Genomic DNA, 24,828 nt, shown 5'->3' with positions numbered 1-24,828 from the left:
CCAGCTCTCGATCAATATTGGGAGCTAAGCCGAGAGCAGACTGGAGAGCTGAGATGAACGAGGACTTCAAGGGCAACATCGAACTCGACGTCCGCGACTCGGTTGCCGATTGGTCGCCCTACGTGTTGAAAAAGGCTCCGAAGGGGGCTCCCAACATTCTGGTGGTGCTCTACGACGACACCGGACTGGCCGCGTGGTCTCCCTACGGCGGACGCATCGAGATGCCGGTGATGCAGCGGCTGGCCGACAACGGGCTCACCTACTCGCAATGGCACACCACCGCACTGTGCTCGCCCACGCGGTCCTGTTTTCTGACCGGCCGCAACCACCACGTCAATCGCTCCTCGGCGATCACCGAAGCCTCCAACGGATTTCCCGGGGCGGCCGCCCGACTGCCTGCCGAGTGCGCGACGATCGGGCAGGTACTGCAGGACAACGGTTACAGCACGTTCTGGGTCGGCAAGAACCACAACGTGCCGGAGGAGGACGTCGCCAGCGGCGGCAGCCGCTCGGAATGGCCGTTGCAGAAGGGGTTCGACCGGTTCTACGGATTCCTGGGCGGTGAGACCAACCAGTGGTATCCGGACCTGGTGGAGGACAACCGGTTCATCGAGCAGCCCTACAGCCCCGAGGACGGCTATCACCTGTCGAAGGACATGGCCGACCAAGCGTTGGCGATGCTGCGCGATCAGCAGGCCACGAACCCGACCAAGCCCTGGTACATGTGGTTCTGCCCGGGAGCCAACCACGCACCCCACCATTCCCCGACCGAATACGTCGAGAAGTACAAGGGCATGTTCGACGACGGCTACGAGGCCTACCGCGAGTGGGTGCTGACCCGCATGGTCGAGAAGGGCATTCTGCCCGTGGGCACCCAGATGACCCCGCTGAACCCGATGCCCGACGACATCGCGGTGGAGGCCGACCAGGTGCGACCGTGGGATTCGCTCAACGACGACGAGAAGAAGTTGTTCGCCCGGATGGCCGAAGTTTTCGCCGGATTCTCCGAGTACACCGACGCCCAGGTCGGTCGGGTCATCGACTACCTCGAAAAGACCGGCCAGCTGGAGAACACGTTGGTCTTCTACTGCGCCGACAACGGCGCGTCGGGGGAGGGCTCGCCGAACGGTTCGGTCAACGAGAACAAGTTCTTCAATGGCTATCCCGATGAGCTCGAAGAGAACATGAAGTACCTGGAGACCCTCGGCGGCCCGGACACCTACAACCACTATCCGACCGGGTGGGCGGTGGCCTTCTCGACTCCGTTCCAGATGTTCAAGCGGTACTCGCAGTTCTCGGGCGGCACCTGCGATCCGATGGTGATCCACTGGCCGGCCGGCATCGAGGCCAAGGGCGAGGTGCGGCATCAGTACCACCACGCCACCGACGTGGTCGCGACCATCCTCGACGTGGCCGGTCTCGAGATGCCGGCCACCTACCGTGGTGTCGAGCAGTATCCCCTCAATGGGGTGTCGATGAAGTACAGCTTCGACGATCCTGACGCGCCCACGGCCAAGAAGCGCCAGTACTACACGATGCTGGGCACGCGTGGCATCTGGGAAGACGGCTGGAAGGCCTCGGCGATTCACGCGCCGCTGAGCGGAGCCGGTCATTTCGACCAGGACCGGTGGGAGCTCTACCACGTCGACGAAGACCGTTCGGAGTCTGAGGATCTGGCCGCCAAGCACCCCGACAAGCTGCAGGAACTGATCAACACCTGGTTCGATGAGGCGGAAGCGAACTTCGTGCTACCGCTCGACGACCGGTCGGCGACCGAGTTGCTCACCACCGAACGGCCGCAGTCGGAGCCGCCGCGCAACCGCTACATCTACTACCCGGGGACCGCCCCGGTGCCCGAGGGGGTGGCCGTCAATGTCCGCGGCCGCTCCTACAAGATCATCGCCGATGTCGACATCACCGCCGACGCGGCGGGGGTGATCTTCGCGCACGGGTCCCGCTTCGGGGGACATGCGCTGTTCATCAAGGACCGCAAGCTGCACTACGTCTACAACTTCCTCGGCATCAAGCCGGAACAGGAGTTCGTCTCCGAGGAGCTGACGCCGGGCCAGCATGCGCTCGGCATGGAGTTCATCCGGGAATCGGCCGGCGACTACGGCGAATCCCACGGCACCACAACGCTGTACGTCGACGACAAGGTTGCCGCGAAGGGGCCGATGCGGGCCCAGGTCGGCAAGTTCACGCTGTCCGGCGACGGGCTCTGTGTCGGGTACGACAGCGGCGACAACGTCTCCAGCCAGTACCGGGCGCCCGGAACCTTCGCTGGCGGAACCATCCTCGGCGTCGGTATCGACGTCAGCGACGAGGTCTACCTCGACCTGGAGAAGGAGGCGGCCGCAGCGTTCGCCCGCGACTGACACCCCGCCGAAACGAGGGTCAGCTTTTCGGCGGTAGGGGCGCGGCCGCCCGCACGACGGGTTCGGCCACCTCGGCCTTCATCCGGTTGAACAGTTCCACGTAGTAGGGCAGGCAGTGTTCCAACGCCTGACTCGTCGTGTACATCGGCTGGTAGCCCAGGTCACGCTGGGCCTTGCCGATCGAGAAGTAGTTGTCCAGGTAAATGCGTTCCACCGCAAGCGGTTCCAATAGCGGCTTGGGTATCCCGAAGCGAAAGTGCAGCCGTTGCCAGACGGTCATGGCGAACCACACCGACCGGCCCGGCACCCGGAACCTCGGCAACGTCTGGCCGCAGGCCTCGACCACCGGACGGGAGAACTCGAACATGTTGATCGGTTCGCCGTCGTTGATGAAGTACGCCTGGCCGGGCGCGGTTCCGCCGGGCACCAGGTGCTGTGCGGCGAGGATGAAACCGTGTACCAGGTTGTGTACATAGGAGTTGTCCAGCTTGACGTCCTTGCTGCCGACCAGCACCTTGACGTGACCGGCCAGCACGCTCTCGAACACCTTGCGGAACATCGTCTGGTCGCCGCGGCCCCAGATGCCGCTGGGGCGGATCGAGCACGTCAGCATGCCGTCAACACCGTTGGCTGCCAGGACGAATTTCTCGGCGGCGACCTTCGTCTCGGTGTAGAGGTCGTTGAACCGCTCGGTGTAGGGCAGGGACTCGTCTCCGCCCGAGATGCGCTGACCGCCCATCACGACGCTGTTGGAGGCGGTGTAGACGAACCGCTTGACGCCGGCCCGCCGGGCGGCACGCACCAGGTTCTCGGTGCCGGTGACGTTGACGGCGAAGCTGCGCCGGCGGTACTCCTCGGTGACCGACCCGCCACCCATCAGGTCGATGATCGCCGCGGTGTGGATGATCGTGTCGACATCGGCGACGACGGCCGCAACGTCGTCGACGTCGGTGATGTCACCCTCGAACACCTCGAGCTTCGGATGCGCGGGCAGCGGCGAGGCCACCCGGTCGAAGGACCGCACGTCGTGGCCCTGCTCGAGAAGCTCGGTCACCAGGTTGGCGCCCACGAATCCGGAGCCGCCGGTGACGAGGACCCGGCCGAGTTCGACGGTCAGCGATGCATCACCCATGTGGGGAGAATAACTGAAACGTGTTCCATTTTCGAAAATCGGACGCCCGGATGCTTCCGAACTCAACCATCGCCATCGTCGCCGGCGGCCAACGCGTCTTCCACTCTCTTGCGCGCACCAGCTAAATGCTCGTCGCAGCATTTGGCGAGTTTCTCGCCCCTTTCCCAGAGCTTCAGCGACGTGTCGAGGTCTAGACCACCGTGTTCCAGACGCTGCACGACTTCGATCAGCTCGTCGCGTGCCTCTTCGTAGCCGAGTTCACTAGTAGGCTTCATTGACCATCCTCGAGATTGTCGTGTTGGCCCTCGCTCGTCGCCGTCACCGATCCGTCGGCGACACGCACCCGCAGCCGGGTGCCCGCCGGCGCATCCGCGACGGAGTGCAGCACCTGCGGCGGTCCAGAAGCCGGCAACGTCTGCACCACCGCGTAGCCGCGGGCCAGCGTCGCCGCCGGTCCCAGCGTCGACAACCGCGCCGAGAGGTGCCCGACCCGATCCGATTCGGCGGTCAACAGGCGGGCGATGTCGCGGCGGGCCGCTGCCCGTGCCCGGTCCACCTCCTCGGCCCGTGCGGTGACCGCGTCGAGCGGGCGGGCCAGCACCGGTCGGCTACGCAACTGCGACAGGGTGTGCTGTTCACGATTCACCCAGTTGCGCAGCGCGCGTGCGCTGCGGCGGCGCATATCGGCCACCAACGCCTGCTCGGCCGCGGTGTCGGGCACGATCCGCTTCGCGGCGTCGGTCGGGGTGGCCGCGCGCAGGTCGGCGACCAGGTCGCACAGCGGGTTGTCGGGTTCGTGGCCGATCGCACTGACGACGGCCGTGGTGCATCTGGCGATCTCACGGCACAGCGTCTCGTCGGAGAACGGCAGCAGGTCCTCGACGCTGCCCCCGCCCCGGGCGAGCACGATGACGTCGACGTGCGGGTCCGCATCGAGCGCCCGCAGCGCTTCGACGATCTGCGGCACGGCGTTCGGCCCCTGCACGACGGTGTTGCGCACCGCGAAGCGCACCGCAGGCCAGCGGCCGGTGGCCACCGCGACGATGTCGTGCTCGGCCGCCGATGCCCGACCGGTGATCAGGCCGATGGTTCCGGGCAGGAACGGGACCGGCCGTTTGAGACGGGGATCGAACAGCCCTTCGGCGTCGAGCAGCCGGCGCAGCCGCTCGATGCGGGCCAGCAACTCGCCGATACCGACGGCCCTGATCTCGCTGACCCGCAGCGAGAAGGTGCCCCGGCCGGTGTAGAAGTTGGGCTTGCCGAACACGATCACCTGCGTGCCCTCAGTCATCTTCACCGGGGCGTTGGTGACCAGGTCACGCGGGCAGGTGAGCGACAACGACATGTCGGCCGCGGGGTCCCGCAGCGTGATGAAGGCGGTGTTCGAGTTCGGCCGCAGCGTCAGCTGGGCGATCTGGCCCTCCACCCAGACGGCGCCGAGCTTGTCGATCCACCCGGCCACCCGGATGGCGACACCGCGAACGGGGAACGGATTGTCCGCCGACTGCCCCGGTGCGGTGCTCACTTCGCCGACGCGCGGGTGATCCTGTTGGCCAGCAGTGTCTGGAACGGGGCGCGGGCCTTCGTCGTCTCCTCGTAGGCGAGCAGCGCCTCGAGATCGGGCACCCGCAGTGTGGTCAGCCGGGCCCGCAGTTGAGCCAGGGTCAGCGACGCGTAGTCGAGCTCGGCGACGACCTCCGGCACAGTGCCCGACGCCGCGCCGGATGTGCTCTCCCGGGTGGGGGTGGCGGCCTTGGGCGTCTCCGGCTCGCCGCTGAACAACGCGAAGCGTCCCTCGGTCAGCCGCTCGCCGTCGCGGACGGACAGATCCAGCACGTCGGCGTCGTCGGACGCGGCACCGCTGTCGCCGCCCGTCTGGTCGTCGTCGAACGTCGCCCACTCCGGCTGCTCGTCCTTGGGCGGGAACAGGTTCTCCAGCGTCTCGTCACCCTTGTTGACCAGGTCGGCGACGTCCTGCTGCATCTTCATCACCAGCTGGGCGACCTGGCTCGCCACGGTCATCGGATACATCAGGATGGTCTGGGGGAGTCTGCGGGTTTCCTCGAGGGCGGTCACCGCCGCACCGACCAGCAGACGGACCCCATACGGTGCAGTTGCCATGGCCCTTAGCCTACGGCTGGGCAGCGAGGGCGGCGGGTAAGTACCCTTGGAGTCATGCCGACCACTATCAACATGGGGATTCCGGGCGCAGCGCGCTCAGTAGTCGGCGAGGTTTCCGGCAAGCGGGTGTTGCTGGCCGAACCCCGCGGATACTGCGCCGGAGTCGACCGGGCGGTGGAGACCGTGGAGCGCGCCCTGGAAAAGCACGGCGCCCCGGTGTACGTACGCCACGAGATCGTGCACAACCGCTACGTGGTGGACACGCTGGCCAAGGCCGGGGCGGTCTTCGTCGAGCAGACCGACGAGGTTCCCGAGGGCGCGATCGTGGTGTTCTCCGCCCATGGTGTCGCACCGACCGTGCACGTCGAGGCCGCGGCCCGAAGCCTCCAGACCATCGATGCGACCTGCCCGCTGGTGACCAAGGTGCACAACGAGGCCAAACGGTTCGCCCGCGACGACTACGACATCCTGCTCGTCGGCCACGAAGGCCACGAAGAGGTCGTCGGCACCGCCGGTGAGGCCCCCGATCACGTGCAGGTCGTCGACAACCCGGACGCGGTGGACAAGGTCGTCGTCCGTGACCCCGACAAGGTCATCTGGCTGTCGCAGACCACGCTCAGCGTCGACGAGACCATGGAAACGGTGCGCCGGCTGCGGGAGAAGTTCCCGACGTTGCAGGACCCGCCCAGCGATGACATCTGCTACGCCACGCAGAACCGCCAGGTCGCGGTGAAGGCGATGGCTCCCGAATGCGACCTCGTGATCGTGGTGGGGTCGAAGAACTCGTCGAACTCGGTGCGGCTGGTCGAGGTGGCGCTGGGCGCCGGTTCGGACGCCGCGCACCTGGTCGACTACGCCGAGGACATCGACCCCGAATGGCTCGACGGCGTCACCACCGTCGGCGTCACCTCGGGCGCTTCGGTGCCCGAAGTGCTGGTGCGGGGTGTGCTGGACAGGCTCGCCGAGTACGGCTTCGGCACGGTTCAGCCCGTCACCACGGCCAACGAGACGCTGGTGTTCGCGCTGCCCCGGGAGATCCGCCCCGCCCGCTGAGCGAGCGGGTATTTTCGGCGGACGTGACATGGTGCTCTCGCCAGCCCTCCGCGCTGGCACGGTCGAAGTCCCGGCCCTCCGCACGCCTGCCGATCGCGTTGCTTCTCGCGGTCCTGCTCGTGCTCGCCGGCTGCAGCGAGTCCGAAGACCGCCTGAACGCCGCCGTGCGCTCCTTCGCCGATGCGTTGAGCCGCGGTGACGCCGCCGCAGCCGCGGCGTTGACCACCGACGAGCCCGCCGCCACCGACACCCTCGGTGCCCTCTTCGCCAGCCTGGGCACCGACGTCGACGTCAAGGTCGGCGAGGTCGAGGAGCAGGACGGTTCGGCGTCGTTCACCCTGAACACCACCTGGAAGTTCGGGCCCGACGGGCGCAACGAATGGTCCTACAGCACCGACGGTGCCGCGACGTCCGACGGAGACGACTGGTCGATCCAGTGGAACGCGGCGGCTGTCGCGCCCGGGCTCGACGAGGGGCCGCTGTCCTACAGCACGCTGATCCCGCAACCCGCAGCCCGCGTGCTGGACCGCACCGGCGCAGAACTGCTCACCCAGCACGTCGTCACCCTGGTCGACGCCGCACCGGGGGCCGACGTGAACACCATTGCGGCGCTGGTCAATCCGATCGCGCCGGGCATCACCCCGCAGTCGCTGGCCGCCGACCTCGAGGCGGCCGCGGGCAAGCCGGTCACAGTCATCACGCTGCGCCAGGACGATCTGGCCCCGATCGAGTCGCAGCTGTCGACGCTGCCGAACGTGACGCTGCGACCGCAGACCAGGCTGCTGGTCACCGACCGCACGCTCGCCTCACCCACGCTCTCGGGACTCTCGCAGCTGTGGCAACAACGCACCGACGCGGCGGCCGGCTGGGCGGTCACCGCGCAGACTGCGGCCGGCCCCAGGCGGGTGGGAGGACGTGACGCCGGACCCGTCGGCGACATCGCCGCCACGCTGGACATCGGCTTGCAGCGCGCCGCCGAGGACGCGCTGGCCCCGCTGCCCACCCCGGCGGCCGTCGTGGCGATCCAGCCCTCGACGGGCAACCTGCTGGCGGTGGCGCAGAACGCGCCCGCCGACGCCCAGGGGTCGATCGCGTTGACCGGTCTGTATCCGCCCGGTTCGACGTTCAAGACGGTGACGGTGTCGGCGGCGCTGCAGTCCGGGCAGGTCGCCCCCGACAGCGTCGTCGCCTGCCCGGGGACCGAGAACATCGAGGGCAGGCAGATCCCCAACGACGACAACTTCGATCTGGGCGCGGTGCCGTTGCACACCGCGTTCGCCAGATCATGCAACACCACCATGGGCCGGCTGGCGGTGAACTTGCCGCCGGACGGCCTGACCGAGGCCGCCGCACAACTCGGGCTCGGGATCGACTACACCGCGCTCGGGATGACCACCGTCACCGGATCGGTGCCGGTGGCCGACACCCCTGCGCTGCGGGTCGAGGAAGGCATCGGGCAGGGCAAGGTGACCGCGTCACCGTTCGGCATGGCGTTGGTGGCCGCGGCGCTGGCGAACGGTTCCCCGCCGGCACCGGCGATCGTCGAGGGCGAACCGGCCGTGGCCGACCGCACCCCCGAGCCGTTGCCGTCCGCTGTGGACGAGCAGGTGCAGGCCATGATGCGGGAGACGGTCACCGCCGGCACCGCTACTCAGCTGCAGGACATCCCGGGCCTGCTGGGCAAGACCGGCACCGCCGAGTACGTCGATACCGAGACCGGGGATCAGCGTGCGCACGGCTGGTTCGTGGGAATCGACGGTGACCTGGCGCTGGCGGTGTTCGTCAGTGACGCAGACAGTTCGGCGCCGGCGGTGGATGCGGCCGGTCGCTTCCTGCGCGCCACGCCCTAGGTGTCGTACTCCCAGCGGTCGGGTTCGTAGTCGCGCGGGGCCCGTCGGGGCCTCCGGTATTCGTCCGGTCCGTCGGCGGAATCGTCGGCTCCCCGATACCGCACCCGCGAGATCGGGTGGTGTGAGCTGCTTGCGGACGGCCGACGGGGGTCGAACGGCTCGTAGGGCTCGTACGCGTCACGTTCGCCGGGCCAACCCTCACGTTCGGCGTAGCGACTGGAGCGCTGGGGCCGCTGCGGACGCTCGCGCTCGCGACGCTCGGCGCGGTCGTAGGCCGCGCGACGCTCACCGGGTGGCACGGAACCCCGGCGGTCTCGGGCCGACGAGGACCGGGCGCGCCGCGGTGGCTCGGCGGAGGGAGCAGGTGGCGGCTCGGGGGGACGAGGCCGGCGCCTGCGGGGCCGGTCGCCATCTGCGACGGGCTCGATGATCTCCGTGTCCGGCGGGCGGGCATGCCGTGACCGGGGCGGGGCCGAGGTGCGCTTGGTGGGGCGTGCACTGCGGGCCGCCGGGTTGGCGGCGGCTTTGGCCGCATCGCGGGCTCGCCGGTCGCCCGAATGGCGCCGTCGCTTGTCCGGCTCCGCCGCGTCGGCGGCTTTTCGGTCGCCCAGCAGCGAGGACAGCTTCGCCAACAGGCCCCCACCGGACGGGGGTGTTTCTTCCGCGGCGGTGGTGTCGCGGTGGGAAGACACCCCGAAATACCACCGAGCGGCTCCGACGAGCAAGACCGCGGCGGCGGTGAAGAACATCAGCGGAAAGCGCTGGATCAGCGGATAACCGCAGTTGATCAGGATGTCCTTGACACCGTTGATGTCGGAGCTGTGCATCAGGTAGTACGCGCTGGGAACCGCGACGAACAGGATCAGAGGGGGCTGGATCACCGCGGTGAACACCGCCGCCTGTCGAACGGCAAGCACGGCGGCCAGGCACCCGATGGCGTACAGCGCGGCGAAGACCCGGGTGAGCTCTCCGTCGCCGGAGCTGGCGTCGACGGCGAATCCGATCGCCGAGGCGGCGACAGCGATCAGGATCGCACCCCACCACGGGACCCCCGGAAAATCTGGATGCGCAGAACGGTGATCGGCCGGTACCGCCGACCGTGCGCGCTCTCCTGACACAGGTCGACCGTACCGGCTGAGGCACCAAGACGCCGCCAGCGCCCGATGGCGTGCCGATCACAGCGCCTACACTGTGGTCCCCGTGGGCCTGAATCTGGGAATTGTCGGACTTCCGAACGTCGGCAAGTCGACGTTGTTCAACGCGTTGACGCGTAACGACGTGCTGGCCGCCAATTACCCGTTCGCGACGATCGAGCCGAACGAAGGCGTGGTGGCGCTCCCGGATCCGCGGCTGGGCGAGCTCGCGAAGATCTTCGGCTCGGAGAAGATCGTGCCCGCGCCGGTGACGTTCGTCGACATCGCCGGCATCGTCAAGGGAGCGTCCGAGGGTGCCGGGCTCGGTAACAAGTTCCTGGCCAACATCCGCGAGAGCGATGCGATCTGCCAGGTGGTGCGGGTGTTCGCCGACGACGATGTCGTGCACGTCGACGGCAAGGTGGATCCCAAGTCCGATATCGAGATCATCGAGACCGAGTTGATCCTGGCCGACATGCAGACGTTGGAGCGGGCGCTTCCGCGGCTGGAGAAGGAGGCCCGCACGCACAAGGACCGCAGACCGGTGTTCGACGCGGCTACTGCAGCGCAGCAGGTACTCAACTCCGGCAAGACCTTGTTCTCGGCAGGCGCCGACGTGTCGTTGCTCCGCGAGCTGAATCTGATGACATCCAAGCCTTTCCTCTACGTGTTCAACGCCGACGAGTCGGTGCTCACCGATTCCGCGAAGGTCGCCGAGTTGCGCGAACTGGTGGCGCCGGCCGATGCGGTGTTCCTGGACGCGAAGATCGAAGCCGAGCTCCAGGAACTCGACGAGGAGTCGGCCGCCGAACTGCTGGAGTCGATCGGTCAGACCGAGCGAGGCCTGGATGCGTTGGCGCGAGCCGGTTTTCACACACTGAAGTTGCAGACCTATCTGACGGCGGGTCCGAAAGAGGCCCGGGCCTGGACGATTCACCAGGGCGATACGGCGCCGAAGGCTGCCGGGGTCATCCACTCGGACTTCGAGAAGGGCTTCATCAAGGCCGAGATCGTGTCCTTCGACGACCTGCTGGAAGCTGGGTCGATGGCCGCGGCGAAAGCGGCGGGCAAGGTGCGCATGGAGGGCAAGGACTACGTGATGGCCGACGGCGACGTGGTCGAATTCCGCTTCAATGTCTAGCCGGCAGCCGAAGAGCCGATCACAATGTCAGTCTGAGAGCCTCACGGCGTATATATATCCATCGCGCAGCTGTCAGCCTGACATCGCGTAGGAGCACTCGGCTGCGGCAGACGTTCGCCGCGGAATGTGGCACGCTTCAACGCGTAGGCAACCCTGGTCGCGGTCGATGATCGGACCTACATTGGCACCATGAGCGAGGACTGGCGCGTCGACCGGGTCGATGAGATCCGGTCGCTGATCAAACAAGCCGAACCCGACGTGGTCGAGGAGATCAAGTGGCGCAAGCCGTCGAACCCCGACGGCGTGCCGGCGTTCTCACTGGACGGCCTGATCTGCACGCTGGAAATGTACAAGGGCAAGGTCAAGGTCAATTTCGCCAAGGGCTCGTCCGTGAACGACCCGGACCATCTGTTCAACGCGAGCCTCGAGGCTCCGGTCGGACGTTCCATTGATCTGCGTGAAGACGACGAGCTGGACACGGAAGCCTTCAAAGCACTGATCCAAGAGGCAGTGAGGGTCAATCGCCGTTAGCGGCTGACGCGGAGCGGTCGGCCGGTTTCTGGAAGCGAACGATGTCCTTCCACCGGCCGCCGTGCGCTTGGATCAGTTCGAATCCATGTGGTTCCGCGAGGTCGCGCAGCTCGGACACACTCATCCGGTCCGGATCGGGGAAGGATTCGTGAAACACCAGCGCCCCTTCGGGCTTGAGAACCCGCGCCAGCGAACGAAGGCAGGCCTCTTTGTCTGTCACCTCGCCGATCACCTGGGCCATGAAGGCTGCGTCGAAGTGTCCGTCGCCGAAGGGGAGGTCCGCACCCGCCTCCCCGGCGTGAAAGCTCACATTGTGGTGTCCGGCGCGGGCCAGCTTGCGTCGGGCTTTCTCGAGCATCTCTGGCTGGATATCAAAGAGAGCGAGGTGCCCGCTCTTCAGGCAACGGGCGATCTCGGCGCTGAAAAACCCTGGTCCGGGACCGATTTCGAGGACATTCTCGTCACCCGATAGGCTGATGACGTTCACGCTGGCGGCGGGTTGTTCCAATTTTCTGCGAAGCGGGTTGTCCAACAGCACCGCCAGTTGGTGGGGGTACGGGAAGTCGCCGACCTTCTCGCGCAGCAGTTTCAACAAACCGTCGACATCGAATCTGCTCGTCATGGGCCCAGTCCTTCTCAGTTGACCCAGACTTTAGACACGGTTGAGCCGAGATGGTGGCCTTCCCTCTGGCACAGAGTGCGCGCGAGGTGGCTACGGGCGTGGCGTCAGCCGGAAGATGGGGATCTGCCGACCGGCCGGCGCGGTCTGCTCCCGGTAGTCGGAGTATCCGGCATACACCCGCTCGGCCAGTTCGTAGAGCCTGGCGCAGTCATCGGGGTCGGTCACCTGAGCAGCGGTGAACTTCTCCCCGCCGAACTCGCAGTCCGGGTTTGCTTTCAGGTTGTGATACCACTGCGGGTTCTTGCTGCCCCCGTAGTTCGAGGCGAGCAGGATGACGTCGCAGTCATCGTGAAAGTAGGTGAGTTGCACGGTGCGTGGCTGACCCGACTTCGCGCCGATGGACGTCAGCGGCGCGTTGACGATCGGGCCCATGTTGACCCGTCCCCCGGTTAGACGGAACAAGTACGGGTCGGTGCGCCGGGCGACATGCCGCGCGACGAACTGCCCTATCCGCGAGCGCCCGAAGCGGACTCCCGCCTGGTAGCGGCGGCCCCGCTTCTTGTGCGGATCGACGTAGCGCAGTGGCACGCGGGAACCGTACCCCGCCGGCCGCGATGGGAGCTCAGTCGGGAGCTGCTGCGAGAGTCCGGTTGATCTCGGCCTGACGGACCAGGAAATCGCGTTCGTTGAGCTTCTTTCGCCGCATCCAGCTCGTCACCTCGGAATTGCACTTGCTGGTGTTGCACGAACGGCAGCTGGGCACCACGTTGTCGAGGGCATAGCGCCCGCCGCGGGAGATCGGAAGCACGCAGTCCTTCTGCAGCGGTGTCCCGCTCGCCCCGCAATACGCGCACCCTCCCCAGGCCGACTTGAGTGCGGTCCACTGGGAATCGGTGAGGTCATGTTCTTTGAGGGCCATCCGCCGCTTGCGGCGACGCGCGTACCTGACCGCGCGGGTCGGGCTGCGGGACGGCACCGGCAGAGGTTACCGCGAGGTCGGGCGCATTCCGGGTATTCCACCGGTGTCGAGTCCCGGAGTGCCTCGGTTATTCGCTCCGGAGGACCCGGGGCGGACTTATCATCGGGTATGACTCGGCCCGCTTTCACCCTTTCGATTGCCGTCGCCGCGGCGTTCGCCTGCGTATCGGGCGCGACGCCCGCCGTTGCCGGTCCGCCGCCGCCGTGCACGTTCACCCTGACGTCGCCACAGGTGGTCCAGGTCGCCGGCGGCAGCGCGGTCACCGCGACGTTGGAACCGGATCAGTGCGGTCCGCCGGCCACCCCCGCGACAAGCGTGGCTTGTCTGCAGATGCAGGGGGACGCGGTCAAACGCTGCCACCCGAGCGACGGCACGGGCAGGGCTCAGGTGTTCTTCGAGCCCTTCGTGGCAGGCGCGACCTACGTCGCGACCGGCCGCGGGTGCGGCGCCTGGATTGGCCAGCCCCCAGCCCCCGACTGCCAACTGCTGGGACCCTATTCCGCTGCGCTGTAGGCGATTCAGCCCGCGCGGTATTCCACCATCGCGTCACGGCTCTGGAGTGCTTCGCCGTTGATGACCACCAACTCGGTCGGCGACAACCGGTAGGTGGTGCCGTCGTTTCGAGCCTCGAACCCGGCCGGGATGACCCGTACATCGTCCAGGCGCAGCGATGCGCCGTCGTGCAGGCGGATTCCCTGATATTGGTAGGCCCCGTCAGATCCCTGGCACACGACCATGGCAGACCGGTTCGTGCGCGCGATCGCCACGGCTTGCTGCTGCTGATCGCAGCGCGCGGCGGAGCCGACAAACCCTTGAGCGTCCATCGTCAGCGGAGCAGGTGGCGCCGGCGGCGCGGTGGTCGCTGTGGGCTCCGGCGGGGCAGCCACCCACTTGGATGCAGTATTCGGCTCGGCGGGAATAGTCTGCATCTGCGCCGGTTCGTCCCCCGGCGAATTCATGATCCCGAAGACGATCGCCAGCGTCGCGAAGGAAGCCACCACGATCGAGATCGCCGACGCCTTCGCGCTGAGCAGGCCGCGCCTGGGTGCGGCTGGTGCCGGGTCTGGCTCGGTCGATGTCGGCATGCCTGCACTCCCTCGTTGCGGTGCCGAATATGCGTGCTGCCGACCAGCCAACCACCTTTTGTCCCGGCATCGTGCGATCTCGGTCGGCGTTTCGCCGCCGGGTGTGTCCGGCTCTCGCTAGGGAATGACGGCGATCTCCGCCCCCAATCGGTACCCCGCCGCCAACGGCAGCGTGTCGCCACTCCAGAACGAACCCGGGTCGAACCAGTTGTGGTGCTTGTCCGTCTCCAGCAGACCCATCTCCTCGTAGGTGATGGCGACGGTTTCGGCACAGTAGGCGGTCTGCAGCCCCACGCTGAACTTCTCGGCCTTTCGGCGCTCGACCGATTGGCGGACTTTGTTGTGCACGAACGGAATTCCTCTGGTGAAGTCGGCGGCGGTGGGCAGTCTGCCTCGTATCCAGCGGCCGGTCAGCCGCGCAGTCGTCGGGAAGGGGGTGCCGTCCATCCGCGCCATCACCTTCAGCATGCGGTCCTCCTGCTCACGACTCGCGTAGGGCGTGAGCTGACGAAACCAGCAGCGCTGACCGTAGGTGCCGATCCAACGTTCCACGGCCTCACGCAAATCGTTGAGCTGCACTCCGCGATGGTTGGTGCCCGTCCACATGTCGACCAACTTGTCGCCGAGTTCGGCATGCCAGATCAGCGGGGGCAGGTCATCGATCGCGACCGTCATGCCGACGTGGTTGACGGGGCTGTTCGTCATCGACTGGATGGCGCGGTCGGGGCCGGACTGTCCGCGGAACAACCAGATGTCGCCCGTACGGGTCTCATCCAGCGCTCGCTGCAACGACACCGTGCTTTGATTCACCCGCCAAGCTTAGGCAAACTCGGGGTATGGCTCGGGGTATGCGTGGAATCTGGAAGTGGGTCGGGCTCGCCGGTGTCGCCGGCGTCGTGGCCGGCGGTGTGCTCGTCGCACGTGACCAACGGCGCCGCAACTCCTACACCCCCGACGACATCCGTGCACGTCTGCACAAGCGCCTCGCCGAGGTCGAAGCCGAGTCCGGTTAGTTGTTCGTTGGGGGGAAGGGGGCGTTACCTGTCGCCGATTCGCCCAGCTGCGCGTAGTGGGCATCGTCGCCGTCGCGGTGATCGGGAGTAGTACTGGACTAGGACGTCACCGCATACAGCGTGTGCGAACCGGTGAAACCTTTGAGCTCCGCTTCGCGGCCGTCGTCGACAGCGATGTCGTCGCACTGCGAGACGGCTTCGCGCACTGCCTCGCTCACCAGGATCTCGCCGCCGTCCGCCTGCCCGGCGACCCGCGCGGCCATCGCGACATTGCGCCCGAACACGTCATCGCCACGAAGCATCGATTTTCCGACATGGATGCCGATCCGTACCCGAATGCCGTTAGGCCGCTTCTGCAGCGAGCTCTGAATATCGAGTCCGCAGCGGACCGCCTGCTCCGGCTGAGCGAAGGCGATCATGAATCCGTCACCCTGGCTCTTCACGACGTAACCGTGGTGTTTGTCGACGAGTCGGCGAACCGCCTTGTCGTGCTTGCCGATCAACCTGACCCAGGCCCGATCACCGATGCGTTCGTTGAGCGCTGTGGACTCCTCGATGTCGGAGAACATGATGGCCAGCTTGCCGTTGGGCGCCAGTCGTGCCAGGTCGGGTCGCTCCACCTCGGCCCAGTCCGCGAGCTCCTCGATCGAGGATCGCACGGCCGCGCCGAACCCGTCCCTGCGCAGGATGTTGGCGGTCTGCCAGACGGTCTTGACGGCCTTGGTCCCGCCGGAGAACAACATGTTGCGGGTGTCGACACGGCGGCGCAGTTCCTCGGCCTCCTCCCGCGTTGCCTTCAGGCGCAGCGCCAGCACCACCAGCGCGATCGCCTCGCCGACGACGATCGTCGCCAGTACGTAGGCCGCAATCTCCACTCCGCTCACGGGTCAAGTATTGGATGCTGGTGTCGTGACGATGGCGAAGGCCCCCTATTACGAGAGTCGATTCATCCGCGCCAACGCCCCGGACGCGGCCCGAGCGGTGTGGCTGCGGGAGACCCTGCTGTTGCCCGAGGCCGGGGATGGAAGTGCCGACGTGTGGGTGATGGTGTTCGACCCGTCGGGGCATCGCGCCCTCAAGCGGTCTTATCCGGTCGAGTCGTCCGACTTCGGGTATCAGGACTGGACGGCGCAGATCGCCACCACCAGCCTCGACGACAGCGCCGCCTGCGGCACGGTGCCCGACGCGCGCTGGGACATCACGATCACCCCGGGCGGTCAGGATCCTGTGCGACTGCTCACCGAGGGTGGGTACCAGCGTCGCTTCCCGGCCGCCAAGACGCTGGTCCGGCACCCGCTGGCCCGATTCGACGGCCATCTCGAGGCGGCGGGCCTGGCGGTGGACCTCGACGCCTGGACCGGCAGCGTCAACCACAACTGGGGCACCCGCCACACCCCTGCGTACGCATTCGGTCAGGTGTGCGGTTTTGACGACGCGCCCGATTCGACGTTGGAGATCGTGACCGCCCGCGCCGGCGTCGCATCGGTGTTGCTGCCAGGGGTGACGCTGTTCGTGCTCCGGCACGCCGGTGTGGAGTTCGCGGTGCGCACGCTGATCGGTAGCCTGCAGAGCCACGGACGATATGCACCGTTCACGTGGACGTTCGGGGCTCGGGTGGGGGAGCGGATGATCGAGGGGGAGATCAGCACCGAACCCGCCGACGTGATCGGCCTGAGCTACTCCGATACCCATGGTGGCACGAAGTACTGCTACAACTCGGCCGTCGCGAGGTGTCGAATCCAATTGGCCGGCAAGGCATTCGGACGGGACGAGCTGGTGAGCCGGCGTGTCATGTTCGAGATTCTCACCGATGAACGCCTCGACGCCGTGCCGCTGCTGGCCTGATGCGCGTTCACCAGCCCTCGGTGAGTACCCGGTCCAGGGTGTCGACGTAGAAGTCGGCGGCGGCGTTGTCGATGCACAAGGGAGGCTTGGTCTTCAGGATGTTCATGTGGTCACCGGTGGGTTGGATGATCACCCCGAGCTCGAGCATGCGATCGCAGATGGCCGCGGTCTCCTCGGGTGCCGGCTCCAGCGTTGCCGTGTCGCGGACCATCTCCACCCCCAGGTACAGGCCGAAACCGTGAACCGTGCCGATGATCGGGTGCCTGTCGCGCAACGCCTCCAGCCGAGCCTTGAGATGCCCGCCGACGTGGACGGCGTTCTGCTGCAGCCCCTCGTCGCGCAGCACGTCGAGCACCGTCATGCCGATCGCACACGACAGCGGACTGCCTCCGGTGGAGGAGAAGAAGTAGCCCTGCGACGAGAACCTCTCGGCAACCTCCCGGCTGGTGATCACCGCGCCCAGCGGATAGCCGTTGCCCACCGACTTGGCGATCGACACGATGTCGGGCACCGCCTGCTGTTGCTCGAAGCCCCAGAACCAGTGACCCAGCCGTCCGTAACCCACCTGCACCTCGTCAGAGATCGCCAGGCCGCCCTGGGCGCGCACCGCTGCGTACACCTGGTGCAGATAGCCGGACGGCAGCGCCATGCCTCCGGCGTTGCCGTAGACGCTTTCGCAGATGAACGCCGCAGGAGCGCGACCCGCCGCGCTCATCTCGTCGATCTGGGCGACCGCATCCTCGGCGTAGCGGAACACCTCGGGCCCCCGGTACTTGCCGCGGAAGCTGTTCGGGGACTCCACTGTGTGGACCCAATCTGGCCGGGTGGCAAGCGCATTGGGGTTGTCAGAGGTCGACGTCGACACGGCGTCGGTGCCGTAGGTCCACCCGTGATAGGCCTCGCGGACGGCGATCACGTCGCGTCGCGCGGTGGCCGCGGTCGCCAGTCGGATCGCCAGATCGCTGGCCTCCGAACCGGAGTTGACCAGGAACACCGTGTCCAGCGGGTCCGGCAGCAGGGCGGCCAACCGCTCGCTGAACTCCACCACGGCCTCGTAGTTGAATCGAGAGTTCGTGTTGAGCCGGCGTAGCTGGCGCGATGCGGTGTCGGCCACCCGCGGATGTGCGTGGCCCAGCACGGTGACGTTGTTGACCATGTCGAGGTAGCTGCGGGCCGCGGTCGACATCAGGAAATGGCGGCGGCCGCGCTCGATCTGCGGCGGTGTGCGGTAGTAGAACTCCTGCACGGAGGCGAAACTCGCGTCCCGGCGAGACAGCAGATCAGTCGGCGGCCTGCCGGTGTGCTGGGGCGCCAACCCGAGCAGCGGGCGCGGATCGCGGGCGAACGCCAGCCATCCCGGGGCCAGGTCGGTCCGGGTGAACGGCGGAGGCACGGGTGCCTGCGCGGTGCGCACGCTCACCTCGACACGCTGATGTGCGTCCGCCCGCGCGAGCCGCTGTCCGGCCTGCACCGCACCGTGGGCGGCATCGCGCACTCCGGTCACGGTCAGCGCGAGATCGTTGCCGCGCAACGTGACCCGACCCGGGCCGTCTTCGGTGGCCAGCCCGTCCCACGGGGCGGCGACGTCGATGTCGGTCGCCGGCCACACGCTGATCCCGGTGGCGACAGGGGAGTCCTGGCTCAACAGCGGCGCCTGGCCGATCCGCGCCTCCGCGAACCGGGTCACGACAAGCGCGGCGCCGCGCTGCAACGCGGCGGCAGCCGCCTCGGAGGCCACGTCACCGGGCAGTCCGGCGTCGAATGCGCCGTCGTAGAGCTCCGAGGTGGTCGACAGATCGAGGGTCGCCACCGCGGCCGGATCCACCGCGACGAGCGGCACCTGCGCCGTCACCGGGGCCGGGGTGCCGGCCAGACCCAGGGCGGCCATGACCACCGCGCTCATCACATCCAGCGGCACCGATGCGGCCAGGTCGAACATCTGCCGCTCGGCGTCGGACTGCTCGGTGAGGTAGTCGTTGTCCGGATCCAGAGCGGCCTGCTGGGCGCCGCTGACGATCAACACGGCCGTGCGCAGCACCAGCAGTGGCCACAGGGCCTGTGCCTCCGACTCCGACAGCGGCCGGACGGCGTGGAAGGCCCGGATCGCCGGCAGCACCGAGGACGGCTGGGCGCCGGCATGTCCCAGCACCGAGGATGCGGTGATCGCGAGCTCGGACACCGCCCAGGTATGGGACAGGTCGCCGAAGTCGATCACCCCGTCGGGGCGAACCCCACCGGCGCCGGGTGTCACCACGACATTGGCGTCGGTCAGATCGATGTGCGCCGCCTGACGGGGGAGTGCAGCATCCAGCGGTGAGATTCGTGACCACGCGTCGCGGGCGACGGACTCGAGTCGTGAGCGCAGGACGGGGTCACTGACGTGGGAACTCAGCCTGTCGACAACCTCGATGCCGAAGCGCAAGTCCCACTGCAGTTTTCGATCCAGCCCCGGATGTGTGAAGTCCCTGAGCGCTCGGCTGACCCGGCCGGCGATGTCACCGAGGCCGGCGACCGCGGCCGCGCTGAGGTGTGCCGACTCCGACAGCGTTCCGCCGGGTAGGTAACGCAACAGCCGCACGTACGTCGGACCTGGGGCCAAACCCGTGATGGTGGTGCACTTCTCGCCCGCGCTGTTGTCCAGTGGCACCGCAACGCGAAGGTCCGGTTCGGCCTCGTCGATCAGCCGTGCCGCCGCGTCCTGCGCCGCCAGCTCGACCGGAGTGAATGCGGTGTTGGCTACTTTGAGCACGCCGAGACCGGTTCCGTCGTCGCCGGTGACCACGAAGTTCCTGTCCTGCTGGCTGCCCAGCGACACGACGCGGGCGGTGAGGCCGTAGTGAGTGGACAGGATCTGCTGCGCCTGCGTCTCGCTCACCCGCGGCGCAGGCAGTTCGCTCTGCTCGAAGAAGTCGAAGCCGGTGCACCCGGTACTCACTGCGTCCCCTGCCGCGCCAACCCTGCTCCTAACACGCCGAGATCCGACTTCTGCAGCATTCCACCAGCACTTCGCCTGCAAAACTCGGATTTCGGCGTGCTCGTGCTCGTGCTCGTGCGGGTGCGGGCTCGGGCGCGGGTGCTCACCCCAACACGAACTGCGCGACGACGTCGGAGAACGCGTCGTTGTCATCGCCGGCCGCGGTGTGGCCCGCCCCGGACAACTCCGCGAACTCCGCGTGGGGCACCTTGTCCAGGAAATCCTGGACCGCCTCCTCGCTGACCACATCGGAGAGCTTGCCCCGGATCAGCAGGATCGGGATGGACATGTCGATCGCCGCCTGCTCGAGCGACTCGACCCGCAGGAACGGATCCTCGTGCGGTTTGGTCAGAAACGCCGGGTCCCAGTGCCAGTACCAGCGGCCGTTGCGATGGCGGAGATTCTTCTTGAGACCTTCGGGACTGCGCGGCTTGGTGCGGTGGGGCAGATACGCGGCTACCGCGTCGGCGGCCTCTTCCAGCGACCCGAAGCCGTGCACGTGGCTGAACATGAAATCCCGGATGCGCGCGCTGCCCTCTTTCTCGTAGCGGGGAACCACGTCGACCAGGATCAATCGCTGCACACTCTCGGGTCCGGCTTCATGCGCCGCCAGTATTCCGGTCAACCCACCCATGCTGGCGCCGATCAGCACCACGGGCCGACCGATCTGCTCGATCACCCGCAGGGTGTCCGCGCACAGCGCCTCGACCGTGTACCTGGCGTCCGGTGAGCGATCACTGTCGCCGTGGCCCCTGGTGTCCAGCGCGACGACGTGCAGGCCCTGCTCGGCCAGGATCTGCCCGGTCTTCTTCCAGGAGAAGCGGTTCTGGCCACCGCCGTGCAACATCAGGATCGACGGGCGGGACCGGTCGAACTCGGTCCCGGAGCCCGCCGCCGCGGCCGGCTTGTTCCACTCGTCGGCGACCAGGGTGAGGCCATCGTCGCCGCAAAACGTCGCGGTTATCGGCTCGCTGCGGTGAGTGCTCACAGGCGTCCTCTCGGCTGGCCCCGGGTTCATCACGTTACCGACCGCGGGACTTGTGGCTTTCCCGGGTCCGGAGCGCACCGTAGTCCCTAGAATTGACGCTCGTGCCGAAGTGCTCCGAACCCGACGGTGATCGCCGGCGCATCATCGACGCTGCCTATCGCTGTCTGTCGGAGCCGCACGCCGGCCCGATCCCGATGTCGGCGATCCTGCGGGAAGCCGAGGTGTCGACCCGAGCCTTCTACCGGCATTTCAACTCGAAGGACGATCTGTTCCTGGCCTTGCTTCGAGAGGAATGTGATGCGGTGGCCAGGCGAGTGGATTGCATCGCCGAGGAGGCGGTCGGCACCCCCGCCGACCAGCTTGCGGCGTGGATCGGCGAAATGTTCGACGTGTTGGTCGATCCTCGGCAGCGGATGCAGCTGACGGTGGTGGACTCCGACGAAGTCCGGATGGCCAAGGGGTACCGGAAAACCCGTGAGGGCGCCCATGCCACGCGGGAGCGGTCTCTGGTCGTGATCCTCGACCGGGGTCTGGCCGACGGGTCCTTCCCGTCCACCGTGCCGGAATTCGACGCCCCGGCGATCAGCGCGGTGGTCAGCCGGATGATGGCCGCCCAGGCCCCCGATGACCTGCAGCGACTCAAGCGGGCCCAGTCGCGGGTGCTGGACTTCGCGTTGCGTGCCGTGGGCGGGGTTCCGCCGGGCTAGTGCAGACGGCCGCTGCCGCAGCCTCCTGTTGCAGCGTCAATTTTTGTTGATATACGGTTCTCCGGCGTCCTCTCATGTGTAACCTCAGCCGCACTGACCGGGCGTGGACTTCGTGGGAGAGGTAGCGGCCGATGGCGGTGAGATGTACACGAGGGAGGGCCTGCTAGATGGTCGCTTCCAGCGTGGTCGCCAAGCCCGTCAGGGCTGTCGGCGGGTTCTTCTCGATGGCGCTCGACACGTTCGTGGCGATGTTCCGGCCGCCGTTTGCATGGCGCGAGTTCATCTCTCAGTCCTGGTTCGTCGCCCGGGTGTCGATCCTGCCGACGCTGATGCTGACCATTCCCTACACTGTGCTGCTGACCTTCACCTTCAACATCCTGCTCAAAGAGTTCGGGGCGGCCGACTTCTCGGGAACCGGCGCCGCGCTGGGCACCGTCCGTCAGATCGGTCCGATCGTCACGGTGCTGGTGGTCGCGGGCGCGGGCGCGACGGCCATGTGCGCCGACCTGGGCGCCCGCACCATCCGTGAGGAGCTGGATGCGCTACGCGTGATGGGTATCAATCCCATTCAGGCACTTGTGGTTCCACGAGTGCTGGCCGCCATGCTGGTGTCGTTGGCGCTCTCGGCGACGGTGATCCTGGTCGGGCTGGCCGGCGCCTACTTCTTCACCGTGTACATCCAGAACGTCTCCCCGGGCGCGTTCGCGGCAGGTTTGACGCTCATCATCGGCGCCACAGACGTTTTCATCGCGCTGGTGAAAGCCGCCCTGTTCGGCCTGTCCGCCGGCCTGATCGCCTGCTACAAAGGGATTTCAGTGGGTGGCGGCCCAGCCGGTGTCGGTAACGCAGTCAACGAGACCGTGGTGTTCACGTTCATGGCGCTGTTCGCGATCAACATCGTTGCCACGGCCGTCGCTGTGAAGGTGACGATGTGACGGTATCGCGGCCCCATTCTCAGTTCCCCTGGCTCAAGGCCCGGTACCGCTCTGTGGCCGGTCCGTGGACCCAGGTCGGGGTGCAGGCCAAGTTCTACGGTCGCACGCTGCGCTCGATCCACATGGTCTTCACGAACTACCGGATCGAGCTCATGCGGCTGATCGCCCAGATGGGTTTGGGTTCAGGTGCGTTGATCGTCATCGGCGGTACGGTCGCGATCGTCGGATTCCTGACGGTGACCACCGGAGCGCTGGTGGCGGTGCAGGGCTACACCGACTTCGCGGAGATCGGTGTGGAAGCGCTGACCGGTTTCGCCTCAGCGTTCTTCAACGTGCGACTGATCGCGCCGGCCACCACGGCTGTGGCGCTGTCGGCCACCATCGGCGCGGGCGCCACCGCGCAGTTGGGAGCGATGCGGATCAACGAGGAGATCGACGCGCTGGAGGTGATGGGTATCCGGAGCGTCGCCTACCTGGCCTCCACCCGGGTGGTGGCGGGTCTGCTCGTGGTGATCCCGCTGTACTGCATCGGCGTGCTGGCCTCGTTCTGGGCGGCGCGGTTCGGGACGACGGTCCTCTACGGACAGTCCACCGGCGTCTACGACCACTACTTCCGGACCTTCCTGAATCCCACAGACCTGTTCTGGTCGATGATCCAGTGCGTGGCGCTGGCGGTGGTGATCATGCTGGTGCACACCTACTACGGATTCACCGCGCGTGGCGGGCCCGCCGGGGTCGGCGAGGCCGTCGGCCGCGCGGTCCGGACTTCCCTGATCGTGTCCGCGTTCGTGCTGGTGATGATCTCGCTGGCGGTGTACGGACAATCCGGCAACTTCAATCTGGCGGGCTGAGGGATGGACGACGAAGGTCTGAGCCCGGGATGGTGGACGCTGATCCTGGTCACCGTGCTCGCCGGCGCCGTATGGCTGACCTATGCACTGTTCACCGGAACGCTGCGGTCTACGGTCCCGGTGACCTTGACCTCTGATCGGGCCGGCCTGGTGATGGAGACCAACGCCAAGGTCAAGCTGCGTGGTGTGCAGGTGGGCCGGGTCTCCGAGATCGGGGTGACCGGCCAGACGAATCCACCGGTCGCGCTGCAACTCGAGATCGACCCGAGCCAGCTGGAGTACATCCCGTCCAACGTTGAGGCGCAGATCAGGGCGACGACGATCTTCGGGGCCAAGTTCGTCGATCTGGTTTTCCCTGAGAACCCGAGCAGTCAACGGCTGGAAGCCGGGCAGGTGCTGCAGTCGCGCAATGTGACCACCGAGGTCAACACCGTGTTCCAGAACCTCGTTGCGGTCCTCGACCAGGTCGACGCGGCCAAGCTCAACAGCACCCTGTCGGCACTGGCCGACGGTGTCCGCGGCCAGGGCGAGCGGATCGGTCAAGCCACCACCGACGCCAACGAGGTGCTGCTCGCGCTGAACCCGCGAAACGAGACGATCACCGCCGACCTACGGGCGCTGAACGCCTTCAACGAAACGTACAGTGCTGCGGCGCAGGACATTCTCGCGACGCTGAACGCGGCCAGCACCACCAGCGCCACCGTTGTCAACCAGTCCGACCAGCTCGATGCGTTGCTGCTGAGCACCCTCGGGCTGTCGAACAGTGGCATCGGTTTGCTCGCGCCCAGCCAGGCGAACCTGATCAAGGCCATCAACGTGCTGGAACCGACGACGAACCTGCTCTACAAGTACAACCCCTCCTACACCTGCCTGCTGCTCGGCGCCAAGCACCTCCTCGACAACGGAGGGTATGAAAGCCCCGGCGGCAACGGCCGCTCGCTGGTGCTCGACGCGGGGTTGGCGTTGGGTGACGACCCCTACCACTATCCGCAGCATCTGCCGATCATCGGCGCCAAGGGCGGCCCCGGTGGCAAGCCGGGCTGCGGCTCGCTGCCGGACGTCTCGAAGAACTGGCCGGTGCGCAATCTGGTCACCAACACCGGCTTCGGCACGGGTCTGGACTGGCGCCCCAACCCGGGCATCGCCTTCCCGACCTACGCCAACTATCTGCCGGTGACCCGTGCCGTGCCGGAACCGCCGAGCGTTCGCAACCTGTTCGGCGGGCCCGCGATCGGACCGATCCCGTACCCCGGCGCTCCGGCCTACGGTGCGCAGCTGTATGCGCCCGATGGCACGCCGCTGTGGCCCGGGCTGCCGCCGGCGCCTCCGCCGGGGGCGCCACGTGACCCCGGCCCGCGCCCCGGATCCGAACCGTTCTACGTTCCGAACCCGGCGGTCATGCAGCCGACGGCGGTGCCGTACCCGTACGTCCCGCCCCCGGTTCCGGCCGTCCCGAGCCCCTGAATGTCCGTCCCGACCACCGTGAGAGGTAA

General features: G+C 67.1%; 25 protein-coding genes. 12 read left to right on the top strand and 13 right to left on the bottom strand.

Annotated features, from left to right (window positions below; genetic code table 11):
* Positions 1–14: 14 nt before the first annotated feature.
* Entirely contained in the window at positions 15–2,375 is a 2,361-nt protein-coding gene (locus tag BEMPMBAN_RS25310) for an arylsulfatase (RefSeq protein WP_425295015.1), read from the top strand.
* Positions 2,376–2,394: 19 nt separating this feature from the next.
* Here BEMPMBAN_RS25310 and BEMPMBAN_RS25305 read toward each other — a convergent pair whose 3' ends face one another.
* The 4 genes from BEMPMBAN_RS25305 to BEMPMBAN_RS25290 form a co-directional block, all read right to left on the bottom strand.
* Positions 2,395–3,507: a 3-beta-hydroxysteroid dehydrogenase gene (locus BEMPMBAN_RS25305; RefSeq protein ID WP_159234181.1), complete on the bottom strand. Its 1,113-nt coding sequence runs from the start codon at positions 3,505–3,507 to the stop codon at positions 2,395–2,397.
* A gap of 62 nt (positions 3,508–3,569) precedes the next feature.
* On the bottom strand, positions 3,570–3,782 hold the full coding sequence (locus BEMPMBAN_RS25300; RefSeq protein WP_159234179.1) for an exodeoxyribonuclease VII small subunit: 213 nt from the start codon (positions 3,780–3,782) through the stop codon (positions 3,570–3,572).
* Positions 3,779–5,032 carry an exodeoxyribonuclease VII large subunit gene (gene xseA, locus BEMPMBAN_RS25295; RefSeq protein WP_159234177.1) on the bottom strand — a complete coding sequence of 418 codons (1,254 nt, stop codon included), beginning with the start codon at positions 5,030–5,032 and terminating at the stop codon, positions 3,779–3,781. The genes BEMPMBAN_RS25300 and xseA overlap by 4 nt, the downstream gene beginning before the upstream one ends.
* Positions 5,029–5,628 (bottom strand): lipid droplet-associated protein, encoded by a 600-nt coding sequence (locus tag BEMPMBAN_RS25290; RefSeq protein ID WP_159234175.1) that lies wholly within the window; start codon positions 5,626–5,628, stop codon positions 5,029–5,031. Before BEMPMBAN_RS25290 ends, xseA begins: the two co-directional genes overlap by 4 nt.
* A 54-nt stretch (positions 5,629–5,682) precedes the next feature.
* On the opposite strand from BEMPMBAN_RS25290, the gene BEMPMBAN_RS25285 reads away from it, so the two are divergent.
* Together BEMPMBAN_RS25285 and BEMPMBAN_RS25280 are read left to right on the top strand one after the other, a co-directional pair.
* Positions 5,683–6,681: a 4-hydroxy-3-methylbut-2-enyl diphosphate reductase gene (locus BEMPMBAN_RS25285; RefSeq protein WP_159234173.1), complete on the top strand. Its 999-nt coding sequence runs from the start codon at positions 5,683–5,685 to the stop codon at positions 6,679–6,681.
* Between the two features lie 53 nt (positions 6,682–6,734).
* Positions 6,735–8,531 (top strand): penicillin-binding transpeptidase domain-containing protein, encoded by a 1,797-nt coding sequence (locus BEMPMBAN_RS25280; RefSeq protein ID WP_425295014.1) that lies wholly within the window; start codon positions 6,735–6,737, stop codon positions 8,529–8,531.
* On the opposite strand, the gene BEMPMBAN_RS25275 is transcribed toward BEMPMBAN_RS25280, so the two are convergent.
* On the bottom strand, positions 8,528–9,649 hold the full coding sequence (locus BEMPMBAN_RS25275) for a DUF6542 domain-containing protein (protein WP_159234171.1): 1,122 nt from the start codon (positions 9,647–9,649) through the stop codon (positions 8,528–8,530). The two genes, BEMPMBAN_RS25280 and BEMPMBAN_RS25275, sit on opposite strands and share 4 nt — an antisense overlap.
* Before the next feature lie 82 nt (positions 9,650–9,731).
* Here BEMPMBAN_RS25275 and ychF point away from each other — a divergent pair, with 82 nt between their 5' ends.
* Both ychF and BEMPMBAN_RS25265 read left to right on the top strand, forming a co-directional pair.
* Positions 9,732–10,805 carry a redox-regulated ATPase YchF gene (gene ychF, locus BEMPMBAN_RS25270; protein WP_159234168.1) on the top strand — a complete coding sequence of 358 codons (1,074 nt, stop codon included), beginning with the start codon at positions 9,732–9,734 and terminating at the stop codon, positions 10,803–10,805.
* 189 nt (positions 10,806–10,994) lie between these two features.
* On the top strand, positions 10,995–11,336 hold the full coding sequence (locus BEMPMBAN_RS25265) for a DUF1801 domain-containing protein (protein WP_159234166.1): 342 nt from the start codon (positions 10,995–10,997) through the stop codon (positions 11,334–11,336).
* Here the strand turns inward: BEMPMBAN_RS25265 and BEMPMBAN_RS25260 are convergent.
* From BEMPMBAN_RS25260 to BEMPMBAN_RS25250, 3 genes are all read right to left on the bottom strand, one after another.
* Entirely contained in the window at positions 11,323–11,958 is a 636-nt protein-coding gene (locus BEMPMBAN_RS25260) for a class I SAM-dependent methyltransferase (RefSeq protein WP_159234164.1), read from the bottom strand. The two genes, BEMPMBAN_RS25265 and BEMPMBAN_RS25260, sit on opposite strands and share 14 nt — an antisense overlap.
* 90 nt (positions 11,959–12,048) lie before the next feature.
* Positions 12,049–12,546, bottom strand: coding sequence for a nitroreductase/quinone reductase family protein (locus BEMPMBAN_RS25255; protein ID WP_159234162.1), 498 nt, complete (start codon positions 12,544–12,546; stop codon positions 12,049–12,051).
* Positions 12,547–12,580: 34 nt separating this feature from the next.
* On the bottom strand, positions 12,581–12,934 hold the full coding sequence (locus BEMPMBAN_RS25250; RefSeq protein ID WP_159234154.1) for an HNH endonuclease: 354 nt from the start codon (positions 12,932–12,934) through the stop codon (positions 12,581–12,583).
* 111 nt (positions 12,935–13,045) lie between these two features.
* Here BEMPMBAN_RS25250 and BEMPMBAN_RS25245 point away from each other — a divergent pair, with 111 nt between their 5' ends.
* Complete coding sequence (locus BEMPMBAN_RS25245; protein ID WP_159234152.1) at positions 13,046–13,450, top strand: hypothetical protein; 405 nt, start codon at positions 13,046–13,048, stop codon at positions 13,448–13,450.
* A 5-nt stretch (positions 13,451–13,455) separates the two neighbouring features.
* Here the strand turns inward: BEMPMBAN_RS25245 and BEMPMBAN_RS25240 are convergent, their stop codons facing one another.
* A complete protein-coding gene (locus BEMPMBAN_RS25240; protein WP_159234150.1) occupies positions 13,456–14,022 on the bottom strand; it encodes a hypothetical protein in 567 nt (188 codons plus the stop codon).
* 117 nt (positions 14,023–14,139) lie between these two features.
* Entirely contained in the window at positions 14,140–14,817 is a 678-nt protein-coding gene (locus BEMPMBAN_RS25235; protein ID WP_159234478.1) for a guanylate cyclase, read from the bottom strand.
* 41 nt (positions 14,818–14,858) lie between these two features.
* On the opposite strand from BEMPMBAN_RS25235, the gene BEMPMBAN_RS25230 reads away from it, so the two are divergent.
* Positions 14,859–15,035 carry a hypothetical protein gene (locus BEMPMBAN_RS25230; protein WP_200846130.1) on the top strand — a complete coding sequence of 59 codons (177 nt, stop codon included), beginning with the start codon at positions 14,859–14,861 and terminating at the stop codon, positions 15,033–15,035.
* Positions 15,036–15,133: 98 nt separating this feature from the next.
* On the opposite strand, the gene BEMPMBAN_RS25225 is transcribed toward BEMPMBAN_RS25230, so the two are convergent.
* Positions 15,134–15,919 carry an adenylate/guanylate cyclase domain-containing protein gene (locus BEMPMBAN_RS25225; RefSeq protein ID WP_159234148.1) on the bottom strand — a complete coding sequence of 262 codons (786 nt, stop codon included), beginning with the start codon at positions 15,917–15,919 and terminating at the stop codon, positions 15,134–15,136.
* Positions 15,920–15,950: 31 nt separating this feature from the next.
* On the opposite strand from BEMPMBAN_RS25225, the gene BEMPMBAN_RS25220 reads away from it, so the two are divergent.
* Positions 15,951–16,880 (top strand): hypothetical protein, encoded by a 930-nt coding sequence (locus tag BEMPMBAN_RS25220; RefSeq protein ID WP_159234476.1) that lies wholly within the window; start codon positions 15,951–15,953, stop codon positions 16,878–16,880.
* Positions 16,881–16,887: 7 nt separating this feature from the next.
* Here BEMPMBAN_RS25220 and BEMPMBAN_RS25215 read toward each other — a convergent pair whose 3' ends face one another.
* Together BEMPMBAN_RS25215 and BEMPMBAN_RS25210 are read right to left on the bottom strand one after the other, a co-directional pair.
* A complete protein-coding gene (locus tag BEMPMBAN_RS25215) occupies positions 16,888–19,815 on the bottom strand; it encodes an aminotransferase (RefSeq protein ID WP_234897696.1) in 2,928 nt (975 codons plus the stop codon).
* 142 nt (positions 19,816–19,957) lie between these two features.
* Positions 19,958–20,842: an alpha/beta fold hydrolase gene (locus BEMPMBAN_RS25210; RefSeq protein ID WP_234897695.1), complete on the bottom strand. Its 885-nt coding sequence runs from the start codon at positions 20,840–20,842 to the stop codon at positions 19,958–19,960.
* Positions 20,843–20,943: 101 nt separating this feature from the next.
* On the opposite strand from BEMPMBAN_RS25210, the gene BEMPMBAN_RS25205 reads away from it, so the two are divergent.
* The 4 genes from BEMPMBAN_RS25205 (at position 20,944) to BEMPMBAN_RS25190 (ending at position 24,799) form a co-directional block, all read left to right on the top strand.
* Positions 20,944–21,549, top strand: a complete 606-nt coding sequence (locus BEMPMBAN_RS25205) for a TetR/AcrR family transcriptional regulator (RefSeq protein ID WP_234897694.1) — start codon at positions 20,944–20,946, stop codon at positions 21,547–21,549.
* A 167-nt stretch (positions 21,550–21,716) separates the two neighbouring features.
* Positions 21,717–22,484 (top strand): MlaE family ABC transporter permease, encoded by a 768-nt coding sequence (locus tag BEMPMBAN_RS25200; protein ID WP_159234141.1) that lies wholly within the window; start codon positions 21,717–21,719, stop codon positions 22,482–22,484.
* On the top strand, positions 22,481–23,335 hold the full coding sequence (locus BEMPMBAN_RS25195; RefSeq protein WP_159234139.1) for an ABC transporter permease: 855 nt from the start codon (positions 22,481–22,483) through the stop codon (positions 23,333–23,335). Before BEMPMBAN_RS25200 ends, BEMPMBAN_RS25195 begins: the two co-directional genes overlap by 4 nt.
* A gap of 3 nt (positions 23,336–23,338) precedes the next feature.
* On the top strand, positions 23,339–24,799 hold the full coding sequence (locus BEMPMBAN_RS25190) for an MCE family protein (RefSeq protein WP_159234137.1): 1,461 nt from the start codon (positions 23,339–23,341) through the stop codon (positions 24,797–24,799).
* Positions 24,800–24,828 lie beyond the last annotated feature (29 nt).

Source organism: Mycolicibacterium austroafricanum, assembly GCF_902705885.1.
GTDB classification, from domain to species: domain Bacteria; phylum Actinomycetota; class Actinomycetes; order Mycobacteriales; family Mycobacteriaceae; genus Mycobacterium; species Mycobacterium vanbaalenii_A.
The sequence above is the reverse complement of the archived record's forward strand: the minus strand, read 5'-3'. Positions and strand labels throughout refer to the sequence as shown.

Bases quoted from the DNA above. Each gene is read 5' to 3' on its own strand.
- BEMPMBAN_RS25245 (WP_159234152.1), top strand. From the start codon at position 13,046: ATGACTCGGCCCGCTTTCACCCTTTCGATTGCCGTCGCCGCGGCGTTC.
- BEMPMBAN_RS25290 (WP_159234175.1), bottom strand. From the start codon at position 5,628: ATGGCAACTGCACCGTATGGGGTCCGTCTGCTGGTCGGTGCGGCGGTG.
- BEMPMBAN_RS25305 (WP_159234181.1), bottom strand. From the start codon at position 3,507: ATGGGTGATGCATCGCTGACCGTCGAACTCGGCCGGGTCCTCGTCACC.
- BEMPMBAN_RS25285 (WP_159234173.1), top strand. From the start codon at position 5,683: ATGCCGACCACTATCAACATGGGGATTCCGGGCGCAGCGCGCTCAGTA.
- BEMPMBAN_RS25190 (WP_159234137.1), top strand. From the start codon at position 23,339: ATGGACGACGAAGGTCTGAGCCCGGGATGGTGGACGCTGATCCTGGTC.
- BEMPMBAN_RS25265 (WP_159234166.1), top strand. From the start codon at position 10,995: ATGAGCGAGGACTGGCGCGTCGACCGGGTCGATGAGATCCGGTCGCTG.
- BEMPMBAN_RS25230 (WP_200846130.1), top strand. From the start codon at position 14,859: ATGGCTCGGGGTATGCGTGGAATCTGGAAGTGGGTCGGGCTCGCCGGT.
- BEMPMBAN_RS25220 (WP_159234476.1), top strand. From the start codon at position 15,951: ATGGCGAAGGCCCCCTATTACGAGAGTCGATTCATCCGCGCCAACGCC.
- BEMPMBAN_RS25240 (WP_159234150.1), bottom strand. From the start codon at position 14,022: ATGCCGACATCGACCGAGCCAGACCCGGCACCAGCCGCACCCAGGCGC.
- BEMPMBAN_RS25300 (WP_159234179.1), bottom strand. From the start codon at position 3,782: ATGAAGCCTACTAGTGAACTCGGCTACGAAGAGGCACGCGACGAGCTG.
- BEMPMBAN_RS25200 (WP_159234141.1), top strand. From the start codon at position 21,717: ATGGTCGCTTCCAGCGTGGTCGCCAAGCCCGTCAGGGCTGTCGGCGGG.
- BEMPMBAN_RS25260 (WP_159234164.1), bottom strand. From the start codon at position 11,958: ATGACGAGCAGATTCGATGTCGACGGTTTGTTGAAACTGCTGCGCGAG.